Source organism: Pseudomonas sp. BN417 (assembly GCF_029871205.1).
Classification (GTDB): domain Bacteria; phylum Pseudomonadota; class Gammaproteobacteria; order Pseudomonadales; family Pseudomonadaceae; genus Metapseudomonas.
Window position 1 is genome coordinate 62,905 of record NZ_SSOJ01000162.1, and the last position, 16,455, is coordinate 79,359.

Genomic DNA, 16,455 nt, shown 5'->3' on the forward strand with positions numbered 1-16,455 from the left:
GAGAACTACCATGACCTCGCCGCACCTGCCCGACTGGCAGCCCTGCCCAGTCCCCACCCACGCCCCGCTGCCGGGCCGTTTCGTGCGCCTGGAAGCGCTGGACCCGGCACGCCACGGGGACGACCTCTGGCAGGCCCTGCAGGGGCCGGACCCGGCGCTCTGGGATTACCTGGCCTACGGCCCGTTCGACAGCCGCGAACCCTTCGATGCCTGGCTGGCCAGCAATGCCGAGAGCCGTGACCCGCTGTTCTACACGGTGATCGACCAGGCAAGCGGCCGCGCCCTGGGCATCCTCAGCTACCTGCGCATCGCGCCGAAGGATGGCTGCATCGAGATCGGCCACATCGCCTTCGGCAAGGCCATGCAGCGCACGCCGGGCTCCACCGAGGCGGTCTGGCTGCTGGCCCGGCACGCCTTCGACGACCTCGGTTACCGCCGCCTGGAGTGGAAGTGCAACGCACGCAACGCCCGCTCCATGCGCGCCGCCGAACGCCTCGGCTTCACCCACGAGGGATTGTTCCGCCAGCACATGGTGGTCAAGGGACAGAATCGCGACACCGCCTGGTTCGCCATCATCGATGGTGAATGGCCGTCGCGGCGCGAGGCGTTCGAGCGCTGGCTGGCTGTGGATAACTTCGATGACGAAGGACGCCAGCGCCAATCCCTGGAAGGGTTCAGGGGTTGAGCCAGGGGACCGCTACGCGGTCCTTTCGCGACTGAAGTCGCCCCCACAGGAGAGGAGCTGTCTTTTCTGTGGGGGCGAATTCATTCGCCAAGCAGGCCGCAGGCCTGCCAGCCTCACTCGATCTCGAACAGTCCGTTCTTCAGCGGCGCGACATCCAGCCGCTGGCGCACGTCATCGTCGATACGCGGATCATCCGGGCGGTAGAGCCGCAGCTGGCGGTAGGCGCTGATGCGGTTGATCTCCGGCCCGAGGAATTCCCAGACCACGCGGGTGCAGGCCGGGTTGCGCCGGTCGCCGCTGGAAACGCCGGTCTTCAGGCCATTGAGGCGGGTGATGCGGCTCTTGTAGCTGGGAATCAGGATGGTCTGGCTCATCTCGTTGAGGGTGAGCGACTCGTAGTCGACGAGAAACACCCGGTCCTGCAACTGGAACGCCGCGCCGAGGTAACGGCAGCGCACCCAGTCCTCGGCCTCGACATCAGGGCTGCTGGAGCGCTCCTGGCGTTCCTGGCGCTCGAAGAGGAAGTTGCCGCCCTCCTCGCGCAAGTGCACCAGGGACAGCAGGACGGTGCCCGGCACCGACATGCAGTTGGAATACTCGAAGTAGTAGCCGCAGTAGCGCGACAGGTTGCCGGCATGCTCGCGCAGGGGCTGCAGCAGTTCCAGCAGAGGGTCGACCCTGTCGCCGGCGGGCTGGCCCGGCGCGCGGGTGCCGATCAGCCGGGCGAACTGCTCGGGCGGCAGGCCCAGTTCATAGTCCTCCACGCCGAAGAAATCGCAGATGCGCTTGAGGTTGTACGCGGTCGGCCGGCTCTGGCCGCCCAGGTACTTGTTGAACTGGGCGCGATTGATCGCCAACTTGCGGCAGACTTCCGCGATCGAGCGGTAATGGCTGCAAAGAAGCTTGAGATTTTCCCCGAGATGCTCGGACATGCCGACGTCCTGCCTGATGCGAGTGGCGCCATTATAGCGCCAGGTAGCGCCACCTAGGTGCAACCCGCGAAATTGTTATCCGCGTCGCATTCCCCAACCATGCGCCCCACGGCGGAGGCGTGTCCGCGCGAAGCCGTTTGTCCATCACGCGAACAATAAGAATCGAGGTCTCGCTCATGCTTGAAGTGATCAACGATTTCCTCTCGGGGAAAGTGCTCATAGTGCTCATCGTCGGGCTCGGCACCTATTTCACCCTCCGCTCCCGCTTCGTCCAGTTCCGCCACTTCGGCCATATGTTCGGCGTGTTCAAGGAATCCATCCGTGGCCAGGCCGGCCAGCTGAGCTCCTTCCAGGCCCTGATGCTGAGCCTCGCCGGCCGCGTCGGCGCCGGCAACATCGCCGGTGTGGGCATTGCCGTGACCCTGGGTGGTCCGGGAGCGGTGTTCTGGATGTGGGTGACTGCCCTGGTCGGCATGTCCAGCAGCTTCTTCGAGTGCACCCTGGCCCAGGTCTACAAGCGCGCCGATGGCGACGGCCTGTACCGCGGCGGCCCGGCCTACTACATCCAGCACGGCCTGAAGCTGCGCTGGATGGCCATGGTCTTCGCGGTGTTGCTGCTGGTGACCTACGGCTTCGCCTTCAACGGCCTGCAGTCCTTCACCGTCACCCACTCCCTGGAAAACGCCTTCGGTCTCCCGGTGCAGTACACCGGCATCGGCCTGGCCGTGCTCCTGGGCCTGGTATTCATCGGCGGCATCAAGCGCATCGCTTCGGTGTCCGACCTGCTGGTACCGGTCAAGACCCTGGCCTACATCGGCGTCACCCTGTACGTGATCGCCACCCAGATCGAGTTGGTCCCCGGCATGCTGGTGACCATCGTCAAGAGCGCCTTCGGCCTCGAACCGGCCTTCGCCGGCCTGCTCGGCAGCGCCATCGTGATGGGCGTGAAGCGCGGCGTGTTCGCCAACGAAGCGGGCCTGGGCAGTGCGCCCAACGTCGCCGCCGTTGCTGCCGTCAAGCACCCGGCCTCCCAGGGCGTGGTACAGGCCTTCAGCGTGTTCCTCGATACCTTCGTGATCTGCACCTGCACCGCCCTGCTGATCCTGCTGTCCGGCTTCTACACCCCGGGCTTCGAAGGCGACGGCATCGTCCTGACCCAGAACTCCCTGGCCGCCGTGGTCGGTGACTGGGGCCGGATCTTCGTCAGCGTGGCGCTGAGCCTCTTCGTCTTCACCTGCATCCTCTACAACTACTACCTCGGCGAGAACGCCCTGCAGTTCCTCGCCGGCCGCAGCCGCGCCGCCCTCCTGGGCTACCGCGGCCTGGTCCTGGCGCTGATCTGCTGGGGTTCGATGCAGAACCTGGGCACCGTGTTCGCCTTCGCCGACATCACCATGACCTGCCTGGCCTTCGTCAACCTGCTGGCGCTGGCCCTGCTGATCAAGGTCGGCCTGCGGGTGATGCGCGACTACGACGAGCAGCGCCAGGCCGGCATCGAGCAGCCGGTGTTCGACGCCGCCAAGTTCGCCGACCTGGACCTGGACCGCGCCGCCTGGCCGACCAACCCGGCCCCCGAGGCGCCCGCCGCCATCCATGCCACAGGCCTGGCGCAAAGCCATCGCTGATCGCGCTATCCGGTAGTACCTGGTGCCGCTCCACCGCTGATGCGGGGAGCGGCACCGTCGTTTCTGCACCTGACGAACCGAGTTATCCACACCCATGAATGCTGTGAAGAACCTTTTCGTGCTCTACACCGGCGGCACCATCGGCATGCTGCAGACTCCCGAAGGCCTGGCTCCGGCCAGCGGCTTCGAGGCCCGCATGCGCGAGCAGCTGGACGGCCAGGAACTGGCACTGGATTGGCACTTCCAGGAACTCTTGCCGCTGATCGACAGTGCCAACATGCGCCAGGCCAACTGGCTGGCCATGCGTGACGCCATAGTCGAAGCGGTGGCGCGCGGTCACGACGGCGTGCTGCTGCTGCACGGCACCGATACCCTGGCCTACAGCGCCGCCGCCCTGAGTTTCCTGCTGCTCGGCCTGCCAGTGCCCGTGGTGCTGACCGGCGCCATGCTGCCGGCGGGCGCCGAGGGCAGCGATGCCTGGCCCAACCTCCGCGGCGCCATCGAGGCGCTGCGCCAAGGCGTCGCGCCGGGCGTGCGCCTCTTCTTCAACGGCCAGCTGCTGCACGGCGCCCGCGCCAGCAAGCTGCGCTCGGAGGCCTTCGACGCCTTCGCCGAACTGCCGCGCCCGCGCGAAGGCGAACGAGCCACGATCATCCCCGTCGGCCTCGACTACCGCACGCCGCGCCAGCCGGTGAACCTCGCCGTGCTGCCGTTCTTCCCCGGTATCCAGGCCAACCAGGTGCAGGCGCTGCTGGACAGCGGCGTGCGCGGCCTGCTGCTGGAGTGCTACGGCAGCGGCACCGGCCCGGCGGACGACACGGCCTTGCTGGACATCCTTCGCGCCGCCCACCAGCGCGGCGTGGTGCTGGCCGCCAGCAGCCAGTGCCCGGCCGGCCATGTGCAGGCCGGTGTCTACGCTGCCGGCAGCCAGTTGCTGGCCACCGGCCTGGTGCCCGCCGGCGGCATGACCCGCGAGGCGGCCCTGGGCAAGCTGTTCGCCCTGCTCGGCGCCGGGCTGCGGCAGGAAGAGGTGGAGCAGTGGTTTGCCGTGGACCTGTGCGGAGAGATGGTGGACTGAGCGCCTGCTACGAATCCTCCAGTGGGGGTTTTTCTTGTGGGGGCGAATTCATTCGCTTAGGGCAGCAAAGCTGCCCCCGTTGAGAGTCCGACGGGCACGCCTTCGGCCTGCTTGGCGAATGAATTCGCCCCCACATTTGCCGCAGCCCGCCGATCGGACAGCCATGCAGCCATAAAAAAGGGAGCCTTGCGGCTCCCTAGGGGACTATCGCCGGAGCAATCAGGCGATTTCGATCAGGACTTCACTCGGGTTCACGCGGTCGCCCTTGGCGACGTGGATGGCCTTGACGGTGCCGGCGATGGGCGCCTGGACCTCGGTCTCCATCTTCATCGCCTCGGTGATCAGCACGGCCTGGCCAGCCTTGACCTGGTCGCCTTCCTTCACCAGCACGTCGACGATGTTGCCCGGCATGGTGGTGCTGACGTCGCCCGGGGCGCTGGCGCTCTTGCGCTTGCTGCCGCCGCCGGCCACGAACTCGTTCAGCGGCTCGAACACCACCTCTTCCGGCATGCCGTCGATGGACAGGTAGAAGTGGCGCTTGCCATCGGTCTTCACGCCGACGCCGGTGATGTCGACGCGGTAGCTCTCGCCGTGCACGTCCACCACGAACTCGGTGGGTACGCCTTCGCCGCCGGCCGCGGCGACGCCGGAACCGTTGGGGATCGGCAGCAGCTCTTCCGGTTTCAAGGTGCCGGCAGCGCGTTCTTCGAGGAACTTGCGGCCGATGTCCGGGAACATGGCGAAGGTCAGCACGTCCTCTTCGGACTTGGCCAGGCTGCCGATATCCGCGCGCAGCTTGTCCAGCTCGGGCTTGATCAGGTCGGCAGGGCGCACGTCGATCACTTCCTCGTTGCCGATGGCCTGGCGACGCAGCTGCTCGTTGATCTCACCGGCGGCCTTGCCGTAACGACCTTGCAGGTAGAGCTTCACCTCGTTGGTGATGGTCTTGTAGCGCTCGCCGGCCAGCACGTTGAAGAAGGCCTGGGTACCGACGATCTGCGAGGTCGGGGTCACCAGGGGCGGGAAGCCGAGGTCGGCGCGCACGCGCGGGATCTCTTCCAGGACTTCGTTCATGCGGTTGAGGGCGCCCTGCTCCTTGAGCTGGTTGGCCAGGTTGGAAATCATCCCGCCCGGTACCTGGTTGACCTGTACGCGGGTGTCGACGCCGGTGAAGGCACTCTCGAACTGGTGGTACTTCTTGCGTACGGCGTAGAAGTAGACGCCGATTTCCTGGATCAGCTCCAGGTCCAGGCCGGTGTCATACGGGGTGCCGCGCAGGGCCGCGACCATGGACTCGGTGCCCGGGTGGCTGGTGCCCCAGGCCATGCTGGAGATGGCGGTGTCGATGTTGTCGGCGCCATTCTCGACCCCCTTCAGCTGGCACATGCTGGCCACGCCGGCAGTGTCATGGGAGTGGATGAACACCGGCAGGCTCAGTTCGGCCTTCAGTGCCTTGACCAGTTCGCCGGTGGCGAAGGGGGTCAGCAGACCCGCCATGTCCTTGATGGCGATGGAGTCGACACCCATGGCGGCCATGGCCTTGGCCTGGGCGACGAAGGCGTCGATGGTGTGCACCGGGCTGGTCGTGTAGCAGATGGTGCCCTGGGCGTGCTTGCCGGCGGCCTTCACCGCCTCGATGGAAACGCGCAGGTTACGCACGTCGTTCATCGCGTCGAAGATGCGGAACACGTCGATGCCGTTGACCGCCGCCTTGGCGACGAAGGCGCGCACCACGTCATCGCTGTAGTGGCGGTAGCCGAGCAGGTTCTGCCCGCGCAGGAGCATCTGCAGGCGGGTGTTGGGCAGGGCGGCCTTGAGCTGGCGCAGGCGCTCCCACGGGTCTTCCTTGAGGAAACGCACGCAGGCGTCGAAGGTGGCGCCGCCCCAGACTTCCAGCGACCAGTAGCCGACTTTGTCGAGCTTGTCGCAGATCGGCAGCATGTCTTCCAGGCGCATGCGGGTGGCCAGCAGGGACTGGTGCGCGTCACGCAGGATGGTGTCGGTGACGCCGATTTTCTTCGCTTCGATGGTATTGCTCATGTTCTGAATCCTTCCCCTACAGGCCGGCGTGGGCGGCGATGGCGGTGGCGATGGCGATGGCCAGGTGCGACGGGTTGCGCTTGATCGAGTACTGGGTCAGCTCCGGATGGCTCTCGACGAAGCTGGTGTTGAACTCGGCACTGCGGAACTCGGGGTCGCGGAGGATTTCCTGGTAATAGGCCGCAGTGGTCTTCACCCCTTGCACGCGCATGTCGTCCAGGGCGCGCAGGCCGCGGTCCAGGGCCTCTTCCCAGGTCAGTGCCCAGACGATCAGCTTCAGGCACATGGAGTCGTAGTACGGCGGGATGGTGTAGCCGGTGTAGATCGCGGTATCGGTGCGCACGCCGGGGCCGCCAGGGGCGTAGTAGCGGGTGATCTTGCCGAAGGACGGCAGGAAGTTGTTCTTCGGGTCCTCGGCGTTGATGCGGAACTGCAGGGCGAAGCCGCGGTGGATGATGTCATCCTGCTTGATCGAGAGTTCCAGGCCCGAGGCGATGCGGATCTGCTCGCGGACGATGTCGATCCCGGTGATTTCCTCGGTGATGGTGTGCTCCACCTGGACCCGGGTGTTCATCTCCATGAAGTACACCTCGCCCTCGGCGAGGAGGAACTCCACGGTACCGGCGTTCTCGTAACCCACGGCCTTGGCCGCGCGCACGGAGAGGTCGCCGATGTAGGCGCGCTGCTCGGGGGTGAGCTGCGGGCTGGGAGCGATCTCGATGAGCTTCTGGTTGCGGCGCTGGATCGAGCAATCGCGCTCGAACAGGTGCACGGTGTTGCCGAAGCTGTCGGCCAGCACCTGGGCCTCGATGTGCTTGGGATTGACGATGCACTTCTCGAGGAAGACTTCCGCCGAGCCGAAGGCCTTGGTCGCTTCGGAAATCACCCGCGGGTAGGCCTGTTCCAGCTCCTCGCGGCTGTTGCAGCGGCGGATGCCGCGGCCGCCACCGCCGGAGGTGGCCTTGAGCATCACCGGGTAGCCGATGCGCTCGGCTTCGCGCAGCGCTTCGGCGAGGTCGGCGACGTTGCCCTCGGTGCCGGGGGTAACCGGCACGCCGGCCTTGATCATGCTGCGGCGGGCTTCGGTCTTGTCGCCCATGCGGCGGATCACTTCGGCGCTGGGTCCGATGAACTTGATCCCGCGCTCGGCGCAGATATCCGCCAGCTCGGCGTTTTCGGAGAGGAAACCGTAGCCTGGATGCAGGGCGTCGCAGCCGGTCTCGACCGCCAGGTTCACCAGTTTGCGCGGGTTCAGGTAGCCGGCCAGGGGGTCGGCGCCGATGCTGTGGGCTTCGTCGGCACGTTTGACGTGCAGGGCGTGCCGATCGGCATCGGAGTAGATGGCCACCGAGCGGATGCCCATCTCGGCGCAAGCGCGCACGATGCGGACGGCAATCTCACCACGGTTGGCGATCAGGATTTTCTTGATCACGAGTTATCCCTCGGCCAAGTGAACAGGCGAACGGCTGGGCCGGTCGTTGGGTGACCGCTGATCGAGGTGCGGTCGCGTCATTACCCTACGCCGCGAGCTGGAATAACCCCAATCAATAATTATTGGGGTATCCATTAGGATCAGCTTATAGTCAGCAACCGCCCTCATTCGACGAGACCAAAACCGATGCGCAAAACCCTGCTGCGCATGACCCTGCGCCAGCTCCAGGTGTTCCGCGCCGTGTTCGAAAGCCGCTCGTACAGCCGCGCGGCAGAGGAAATGGCGCTGACCCAACCGGCCGTCAGCCTGCAGATCCGCCAGCTCGAAGAGCTAGTGGGCCAACCCTTGTTCGAGTACGTCGGCAAGAAGCTCTACGTGACCGATGCCGCCGAGGCGCTGATGCGCGCCAGCAGCGATATTTTCCAGCGCCTGGCCAGCCTCGACATGCAGCTGTCGGACCTGCAGGGTTCGTTGCAGGGCCAGCTGAACCTGGCGGTGGAATCCAGCGCCAAGTACTTCGTGCCGCACCTGTTCGCCGCATTCCGCGAGCAGCATCCGGACGTCAGCCTGCACCTGGCGGTGGTCAACCGCGCCCAGGTGATCAAGCGCCTGTCGGACAACCGTGATGACCTGGTGATCATGTCCCTGGTGCCCCAGGACATGGCCCTGGAGTTCCTGCCCTTCCTGAACAACCCCATAGTCGCCGTGGCGCCGCCCAGCCACCCGCTGTGCAAGACCGCCAAGCTGGCGCTGAAGGACCTGGAGCCCTATCCGCTGCTGGTCCGCGAGGCCGGTTCCGGCACCCGCAAGGCCTGCGAGGAATACTTCCAGCAGAAGCGTGCGCACTTCGCCCAGGCCATGGAAGTGGCCTCGCTGGATGCGCAGAAGGAATGCGTGGTCGCCGGCCTCGGATTGGCCTTGCTGCCGCGCCATGCGGTAAGCCTGGAGCTGGCCACCGGGCTGCTGCGGGAACTGCCAGTGGAGGAGCTGCCGCTCTATCGCAGCTGGTGCGCAGTGCACGCCAAGGGCAAGCGGCTGTCGCCGGTCGCCCAGGCGTTTCTAGCCTTTATCCGCGAAGAACGCGCACAGATCAGCGCACTTTCCCACCGCTTTTCCGGCGCACTGCCTTTGTCGACAACAGGTAGTTAGCGGCGATCAGCTCGGGGTAGTCCGACATTTCCAGCTGCAGGCGGCGCTGCTCGCAGTGGTCCTCTATCGCGCGGCGGAACTGCATGCGCCGCTGGTCTTCCAGTTTGCGCCGGGTCTTGCTGTCCAGATGGGTGGTTTCATCGTGAAAGCGCTGCATGGCATGTCTCCCTGGGTCGGGTGCGGTAGCCGCAGCATCGCCCGGGGCTGTGACGCTTTCGCGAAGGCTCGATGAATCTGTGGTGAAGACGGGGTTTCAGGGTAACAGCCACGGCGGCTGCGGCGGGCGCGATGGCCTTGGCGTTCTTGCAGGAGCGAGCTTGCTCGCGAAGACGGATTCACGAGCAAGCTCGCTCCTACGGGAGGATGGCCCTCAGATGGCTCAATCCTCGGTGGCCTTCACCGACTTGGGCGACAGGCGCAGGCTGCGCAAGCTGCGCTTCACGCTCTTCAGGTGGTTGACCAGGGTCGGCCCGCGGGCCATGGCCACGCCCATGGCCAGCACGTCGATCACCACCAGGTGGGCGATGCGCGAGGTCAGCGGGGTGTAGATCTCGGTGTCTTCCTGCACGTCGATGGCCAGGTTCACCGTGGCGAGGTCAGCCAGCGGGGTCTGGCTCGGGCAGAGGGTAATCAGGGTGGCGCCGGCTTCACGCACCAGGTTGGCGGTGATCAGCAGGTCCTTGGAACGACCGGACTGGGAAATACAGATGGCGACGTCCGAGGGCTTCAGGGTCACGGCCGACATCGCCTGCATGTGCGGGTCGGAATAGGCCGCCGCGGTGAGCAGCAGGCGGAAGAACTTGTGCTGGGCATCGGCTGCCACAGCGCCGGAGGCGCCGAAGCCGTAGAACTCCACCCGCTGGGCCTGGGCGCAGGCGCCGATGGCGCGCTGCAGGGCTTCCGGGTCGAGCTTCTCGCGCACTTCCATCAGGGTGTGCAGGGTGGTGTCGAAGATCTTCAGGCTGAAGTCCGCCACCGAGTCGTCCTCGTGGATGGCGAACTGGCCGAAGCTGGCACCGGCGGCCAGGCTCTGCGCCAGTTTCAGCTTGAGATCCTGGAACCCGCCACAGCCGATGGCGCGGCAGAAGCGCACGATGGTCGGCTCGCTGACGCCGACGCCCTGGGCCAGGTCGGCCATGGAACTGTGCATGACCGCGGCGGGATCGAGCAGGACGTGGTCGGCGACTTTCAGTTCCGACTTGCGCAGCAGATGGCGCGACTGGGCGATATGTTGCAGCAGATTCACAGGGCAGGCTCTGTCTGGAAAGGGGGTTTCGCCGGCGTCTTCCGTCATGCACCGAGCCTTGACTCGGTTATGATCGGGGCACCCTGGCTGTAGTAACCTTGTAGTTATACTACATGAGCCGCTTTTCCGCCCAGTTGAACCACCCAATATCAGACTGCAAGGAAGGAGAGCGCCCTTGACCAGCTCCTGCGACATGCTCGTCTTCGGCGGCACCGGTGATCTCGCGCTGCACAAGCTGCTCCCGGCCCTCTATCACCTCCACCGCGAAGGACGCCTGCATCCGCAGATGCGCATCCTCGCCCTGGCCCGCAACACCCTCGACCGCGATGGCTACCGCGCGCTGGCCGAGCGCCGCTGCCGGGCACAAGTGGCCCGTGCCGACTTCACCCTCGAGGCCTGGCGCGGCTTCTCAGACCGCCTCGACTTCTTCGCCATGGACGTCTCCCAGAGCGCCGACTTCGGCCGCCTGGCGCGCCACCTGGGGCCCGATCCGGGCTGCGGACGGGTGCACTACCTGGCCACCGCGCCGGACCTGTTCGAGGACATCGCCGCCAACCTGGCCATTGCCGGGCTGGCCGGCCCGCAGTCGCGCATCGTGGTGGAGAAGCCCATCGGTCATTCGCTGGAGTCGGCCCAGGCGATCAACGCCGCGATCGGCAAGGTGTTCGACGAATCCCAGGTGTTCCGCATCGACCACTACCTGGGCAAGGAAACCGTGCAGAACCTCATGGCCCTGCGTTTCGCCAACGGCCTGTTCGAGCCGATCTGGCGCGCCGGGCACGTCGACCATGTACAGATCAGCGTCTGCGAGACCCTGGGCGTGGAAAACCGTGGCGCCTACTACGACCGCTCCGGCGCCATGCGCGACATGGTGCAGAACCACCTGCTGCAACTGCTCTGCCTGGTGGCGATGGAAGCGCCGGTACGCTTCGACGCCGAAGCGGTGCGCAACGAGAAGGTGAAGATCCTCGAGGCACTGAAACCCATCTCCGGGCAGGACGTGCGCGACAAGACGGTGCGCGGCCAGTACAGCGCCGGCAAGATCGGTGGCCACGACGTGACGGCCTACTACTTCGAAAAGAACGTCGACAACGACAGCGACACCGAAACCTTCGTCGCCGTGCAGGCGGAGATCGACAACTGGCGCTGGGCCGGCGTGCCCTTCTACCTGCGCACCGGCAAGCGCCTGGCGCGCAAGTACTCGGAGATCGTCATCCAGTTCAAGCCGGTGCCCCACCGCTTGTTCGCCGACGGCGAAGCCAACCGCCTGCTGATCCGCCTGCAGCCCGAGGAGCGCATCAGCCTGCAGCTGATGGCCAAGTCCCCGGGCAAGGGCATGCGCCTGGAGCCGGTGGAGCTGGATCTCAACCTGGCCCAGGCCTTCAGTCACCAGCGTCGCTGGGACGCCTACGAGCGTCTGCTGCTGGATGTGATCGAAGGTGACTCGACGCTGTTCATGCGCCGCGACGAGGTGGAAGCGGCCTGGCGCTGGGTCGACCCGATCCTCGCCGGCTGGCACGAGCACTACCTGAGCCCACGCCCCTACCCCGCCGGCTCCACCGGGCCGGAGCAGGCTCACAGCCTGCTGGAGCTGCACGGTCGGGCCTGGCACGACTGAGGGCCTTCCTCGTAGGAGCGAGCTTGCTCGCGAAAGCGAAGTCCCTATTCGCGAGCAAGCTCGCTCCTACAATGTTGCTCCAGCTCAATATTCAGCCAAAGCGCTATCCCTAGAATCCGCGGCCGTCGCCCATCGCCGAGCCGCGCCATGCACAGCCCCGAACTGCTCTCCCCCGCCGGTACCCTCAAGGCCATGCGCTATGCCTTCGCCTATGGCGCCGACGCCGTCTACGCCGGCCAGCCACGCTACAGCCTGCGGGTGCGTAACAACGAATTCGACCACGGCAACCTGGCCCAGGGCATCGCCGAGGCCCATGCCCGGGGCAAGCGCTTCTACGTGGTGGTGAACCTCGCCCCGCACAACGCCAAGCTGCGCACCTTCCTCAAGGACCTGGAACCGGTGGTGGCCATGGGGCCGGACGCGCTGATCATGTCCGACCCCGGCCTGATCATGCTGGTGCGCGAACATTTCCCGCAGATGCCCATCCACCTCTCCGTACAGGCCAACGCGGTGAACTGGGCCAGCGTGAAGTTCTGGCAGCAGCAGGGGCTCAGCCGGGTGATCCTGTCCCGCGAGCTGTCCCTGGACGAGATCGGCGAAATCCGCCAGCAGGTGCCGGGCATGGAGCTGGAAGTCTTCGTCCACGGCGCACTGTGCATGGCCTATTCCGGTCGCTGCCTGCTCTCCGGCTACCTCAACCACCGCGACCCCAACCAGGGCACCTGCACCAATGCCTGCCGCTGGCAGTACGGCGCCCGCCCGGCGCAGGAAGACGAACTGGGCCAGTTGGTGCCCACCCTGGGCTGCGGCGCGCCCAGCGAACGGCTGTTCCTGCTGGAGGAGGCCAATCGCCCCGGCGAGCTGATGTCCGCCTGGGAGGACGAGCACGGCACCTACATCATGAACTCCAAGGACCTGCGCGCCGTGCACCATGTCGAGCGGCTGCTGCGCATGGGCGTGCACTCGCTGAAGATCGAGGGCCGCACCAAGTCGCACTTCTATGTAGCGCGCACCGCCCAGGCCTATCGCAAGGCCATCGACGACGCCCAGGCCGGGCGCCCCTTCGACCGCTCGCTGATGGACGACCTGGAGTCGCTGGCCAACCGTGGCTACACCGAGGGCTTCCTGCGCCGCCACGTGCATGACGAGTACCAGAACTACGACCACGGCTACTCCCTCGCCGAGCGCCAGCAGTTCGTCGGCGAGCTGACCGGGGTGGTCCGCCAGGGCCTCGCGGAAGTGCGGGTGAAGAACCACTTCGCGGTGGGCGACCGCCTGCAGCTGATGACGCCGAAGGGCAACCAGGACTTCCGCCTGGAGGCGCTGGAGAACCGCTTCGGCGAGCGCAAGGTAATCGCCCCGGGGGACGGCCATGTGCTCTACCTGCCGCTGCCGTCGGGCCAGGACCTGGAAAACGCCCTGCTGCTGCGCTGGTTCAGCACGGGCAACAGCCGCACTGCCGCAAGTGCATGACCCTGCACGGCCCCACCCCGTAGGGTGCGCCATGCGCACCAGCCTTTTCGCACCCGGGTCCCGGTGCGCACAGCGCACCCTACCCAGGCGGAGCCCCGACGCGTTTCAACGCCACAGCGCCGTGGCCTGCTCCTTGAGCAGCCGGGCGAACTGCGGCGCCTCCACCGGCGGGCTGATCAGGTAGCCCTGGATCTCGTCGCAACGCTGGCTGCGCAGGAAGCTCAGCTGCTCCTGGTTCTCCACGCCCTCGGCCACCACCTTCAGCTCCAGGCTGTGGGCCATGACAATGATGGCGCGAGTGATCGCGGCATCCTCGCTGCCGGCGGAGAGGTCACGGATGAAGGTCTGGTCGATCTTCACGTAATCCACCGGGAAGCGCTTGAGGTAGCTCAGGGACGAATAGCCGGTGCCGAAGTCGTCGATGGCCAGCTTCACCCCCAACTGGCGCAGCTGGTGGAAGGTGGCGATGACGTTCTCGACGTTTTCCAGCAGGTGGCTTTCGGTCAGTTCCAGTTCCAGCAGGCGTGCCGCCAGCCCGGTCTCCTCCAGCACCTGGCGCACCAGGCTGACCAGGTTGCCCTGGCGCAGCTGGTGCATCGACAGGTTCACCGAGACGCGGATGTCCGCCAGGCCCTGGCGCTGCCATTCGCGGGCCTGCTGGCAGGCCTGGCGCAGCACGAACTCGCCGATGGGGGCGATCAGCCCGGTCTCCTCGGCCAGGCCGATGAAGTCCCCAGGCGGCACCAGTCCCTGCTGCGGATGGCGCCAGCGCACCAGCGCCTCGGCGGCGTTCAGGCCGTTGTCGGCCAGGCCCAGCTTGGGCTGGTAGAAGACTTCCAGCTGGCCTTCCTCGATCGCCTTGCGCAGCTGGTTCTCCAGCTGCAGGCGTTCCAGGGTGCAGGCCTGGAGGTTGTCGGTGAAGAACTGGAAGGTGTTGCCGCCCAGGTGCTTGGCATGCTGCATGGCCATGTTGGCCTGGCTGATCAGGGCGGTGATGTCGCGGGCGTTGTCCGGCAGCAGGCTGATGCCGAGCGAGCCGCTGATCACCAGTTCGTGGCCGCCCACGGTCATGGGCGTGCGCAACTTGCCGAGCAGGCGGCTGGCCTGGCGCGCCAGGCTGGAAAGGCTGCCGTAGGTATCGAGGATCACGGCGAACTCGTCGCCGGCCAGGCGCGCGATGGTGTCTGCTTCCGGCACCGCCTGGGTCAGTCGGCGGCTGACCTGGCGCAGCAGCTGGTCGGCCACTTCATGGCCGAGGCTGTCATTGAGCACCTTGAAGCGGTCCAGGTCGATGTGCAGCAGCGCCAGGCTGCGGCCGCTCTGCCGCGCACGCTGGCTGGCCTCGTGCAGGCGGTCCTTGAACAGGGTGCGGTTGGCCAGGCCCGTGAGCTCGTCGTAGCTGGAGAGGTAGCGCAGGCGCTCCTCGGCCTCGCGGCGGGCCGTGAGGTCGGCGAAGAAACCGACTATGTGGCTGACCTGGCCCCGCGAATCGCGCACTACATTGAGCTGCAGCCACTGCGGGTAGAGCTCGCCGCTCTTGCGCGTGTCCATCAGCTCGCCCTGCCAGCTGCCGCACTGTTCGAGTTCTTCGCGGATCAGATGGTAGCGCCGACGGGCCTCGCGATGGCCGAGCAGGGTGGCGACGCTGCGCCCCATGACTTCGTCCAGGCGGTAGCCGGTGACCTGGCTGAAGGCCGCGTTGATCTGGATCACCCGGTACTCCGGGTCGAGGATGACGATGCCTTCGCTGGCCGCCTCGAACACCGTGGCCGCCAGCCGCTGCTCCTCGTCCCGGGCCTTGCGCGCGGTAATGTCGCGACGGGTGCCGAGCATGCGCAGCACCTTGCCCTGCTCGTCGCGCTCCACCACCCGGCCGCGGTCTTCCACCCAAACCCAGTGGCCGTCGTTGTGGCGCACCCGGTAGTCGATGGAATAGCCGTCGGTGCGGCCCTTCAGGTGTTCCACCAGGGCACGGCGCAGCAGTGGCAGGTCGTCCGGGTGCAGGCGCGGCTTGAGGTCGCTGAGCACGCGGGTGACGTCCTCGGCCTCGATGCCGAAGATTGCCTTGAGCTGGGAGTGATGCACCTCGTCGGTTTCCAGGTTCCAGTCCCACAGCCCCAGCTCGCTGGCCTCCAGAGCCAGTGCCAGGCGCGCCTCGCTCTTGGAGAGGGCGTGGCTGGCGTCGGCCAGCTCCAGGGTGCGCTGGGCCACACGCATCTCCAGCTCACCGTGGGCGCGGCGCAGTTCGCGCTCGGCGCGGCGGCGCGGTTCGACCTCGCGGGCCAGCTCTTCATTGAGCCCCTCGGCGCGGGCCTTGGCCGTTTCCAGGTGGCTGATCAGCGCCTGGTTCTGGAAGCGCTGCAACAGGCTGCACTGCACCAGCCGGTTGACCTGCCAGGCCACCACCATGAGCGAGACCAGCAGAATCAGGCCGAGCACGCCCCAGCCCTGCAACAGGGTCGTGTCGCTGAGCAGCAGGTAGGTGATGGAGGGCAGCAGACAGGGCAAGGCAAAGGTGAGGAAGGCTGAAAGGCTGACCGCGTAGGCGACACTGGCAGAGAGGATGGCGGCGGCGATCAGGCCGTAGACCAGCGCCTGCTGGAGGAAGGCATCCGGCGGCACCAGGGCCACGGCGGCGAAGGCCAGGGTCAGGCCGGATGCCCCGGCGCCGAAGAGGAAGGCCCGGCGCCAGCGCGGGCAGGCCTGTTGCGATGGCTCGGCGTGCTTGAAGGCAGCCACCTGGGTCAGGCGCAAGACCGCCAGCAGCACCAGCCAGGCGAGCCAGCCGCCGAGCTGCAGGCTGTTGCCCGGCCCCCAGAGCAGGTAGGCGCAGGCCAGGCCGTTGAGCAACATGAACAGGGTAGGAACCTGCGAACCCTGGTAGAGCAGGCGGGTGCGTTCGGCGGCGATGTCGGTGGCGAACAGGCCGCGGATCTCGCGGCTGTCGGCAAGCGAGAGGGTCCGGCCGGCGGGCGTGGAATTGGCGGTCATAGGCGCTTTTTTGTATTGGTCTGCCTAAGCGAGCCCGGAGCTTACCCGAGCGGAAGTGGCTGTCCATAGCTTTATGTGTGAGGTTCCGGACGAGCGCGCCCCTACTTTCGGAGGGTCTCTGGCGCGGGGATGGGCAACCGTCCGGCCGACCAACCGGTCATCGGTTTGCCCTCCCCAACCCGCGCC

12 protein-coding genes are annotated in these 16,455 nt (G+C 66.5%); 6 read left to right on the top strand and 6 right to left on the bottom strand.

Annotated elements, in window-relative coordinates; translation table 11 throughout:
- Nucleotides 1–10 precede the first annotated feature (10 nt).
- Nucleotides 11–685: a GNAT family protein gene (locus E8F11_RS27190; RefSeq protein ID WP_280292023.1), complete on the top strand. Its 675-nt coding sequence runs from the start codon at nt 11–13 to the stop codon at nt 683–685.
- 113 nt (nt 686–798) lie between these two features.
- Here E8F11_RS27190 and E8F11_RS27195 read toward each other — a convergent pair whose 3' ends face one another.
- On the bottom strand, nt 799–1,617 hold the full coding sequence (locus E8F11_RS27195; RefSeq protein WP_280292024.1) for a helix-turn-helix transcriptional regulator: 819 nt from the start codon (nt 1,615–1,617) through the stop codon (nt 799–801).
- Between the two features lie 176 nt (nt 1,618–1,793).
- On the opposite strand from E8F11_RS27195, the gene E8F11_RS27200 reads away from it, so the two are divergent.
- Nucleotides 1,794–3,242: an alanine/glycine:cation symporter family protein gene (locus E8F11_RS27200; protein WP_280292025.1), complete on the top strand. Its 1,449-nt coding sequence runs from the start codon at nt 1,794–1,796 to the stop codon at nt 3,240–3,242.
- Nucleotides 3,243–3,336: 94 nt separating this feature from the next.
- Nucleotides 3,337–4,320, top strand: a complete 984-nt coding sequence (locus tag E8F11_RS27205) for an asparaginase (RefSeq protein WP_280292026.1) — start codon at nt 3,337–3,339, stop codon at nt 4,318–4,320.
- 219 nt (nt 4,321–4,539) lie between these two features.
- Here E8F11_RS27205 and oadA read toward each other — a convergent pair whose 3' ends face one another.
- Together oadA and E8F11_RS27215 are read right to left on the bottom strand one after the other, a co-directional pair.
- Nucleotides 4,540–6,360, bottom strand: a complete 1,821-nt coding sequence (gene oadA, locus E8F11_RS27210) for a sodium-extruding oxaloacetate decarboxylase subunit alpha (protein ID WP_280292027.1) — start codon at nt 6,358–6,360, stop codon at nt 4,540–4,542.
- Nucleotides 6,361–6,376: 16 nt separating this feature from the next.
- A complete protein-coding gene (locus tag E8F11_RS27215) occupies nt 6,377–7,792 on the bottom strand; it encodes an acetyl-CoA carboxylase biotin carboxylase subunit (protein WP_280292028.1) in 1,416 nt (471 codons plus the stop codon).
- Between the two features lie 201 nt (nt 7,793–7,993).
- Between E8F11_RS27215 and E8F11_RS27220 the strand changes: the two genes are divergently transcribed.
- Nucleotides 7,994–8,941, top strand: coding sequence for a LysR family transcriptional regulator (locus tag E8F11_RS27220; RefSeq protein WP_280292200.1), 948 nt, complete (start codon nt 7,994–7,996; stop codon nt 8,939–8,941).
- Here the strand turns inward: E8F11_RS27220 and E8F11_RS27225 are convergent.
- Together E8F11_RS27225 and hexR are read right to left on the bottom strand one after the other, a co-directional pair.
- Nucleotides 8,883–9,098 (bottom strand): transcriptional regulator, encoded by a 216-nt coding sequence (locus E8F11_RS27225; RefSeq protein WP_280292029.1) that lies wholly within the window; start codon nt 9,096–9,098, stop codon nt 8,883–8,885. The genes E8F11_RS27220 and E8F11_RS27225 overlap by 59 nt on opposite strands.
- A gap of 222 nt (nt 9,099–9,320) precedes the next feature.
- On the bottom strand, nt 9,321–10,187 hold the full coding sequence (gene hexR / locus E8F11_RS27230) for a transcriptional regulator HexR (RefSeq protein WP_280292030.1): 867 nt from the start codon (nt 10,185–10,187) through the stop codon (nt 9,321–9,323).
- 193 nt (nt 10,188–10,380) lie between these two features.
- Here hexR and zwf point away from each other — a divergent pair, with 193 nt between their 5' ends.
- Nucleotides 10,381–11,805: a glucose-6-phosphate dehydrogenase gene (gene zwf / locus E8F11_RS27235; protein ID WP_280292201.1), complete on the top strand. Its 1,425-nt coding sequence runs from the start codon at nt 10,381–10,383 to the stop codon at nt 11,803–11,805.
- A 147-nt stretch (nt 11,806–11,952) separates the two neighbouring features.
- Entirely contained in the window at nt 11,953–13,278 is a 1,326-nt protein-coding gene (gene yegQ, locus E8F11_RS27240) for a tRNA 5-hydroxyuridine modification protein YegQ (protein WP_280292031.1), read from the top strand.
- A 105-nt stretch (nt 13,279–13,383) separates the two neighbouring features.
- On the opposite strand, the gene E8F11_RS27245 is transcribed toward yegQ, so the two are convergent.
- Nucleotides 13,384–16,269 (bottom strand): GGDEF domain-containing phosphodiesterase, encoded by a 2,886-nt coding sequence (locus E8F11_RS27245; protein ID WP_280292032.1) that lies wholly within the window; start codon nt 16,267–16,269, stop codon nt 13,384–13,386.
- Nucleotides 16,270–16,455 lie beyond the last annotated feature (186 nt).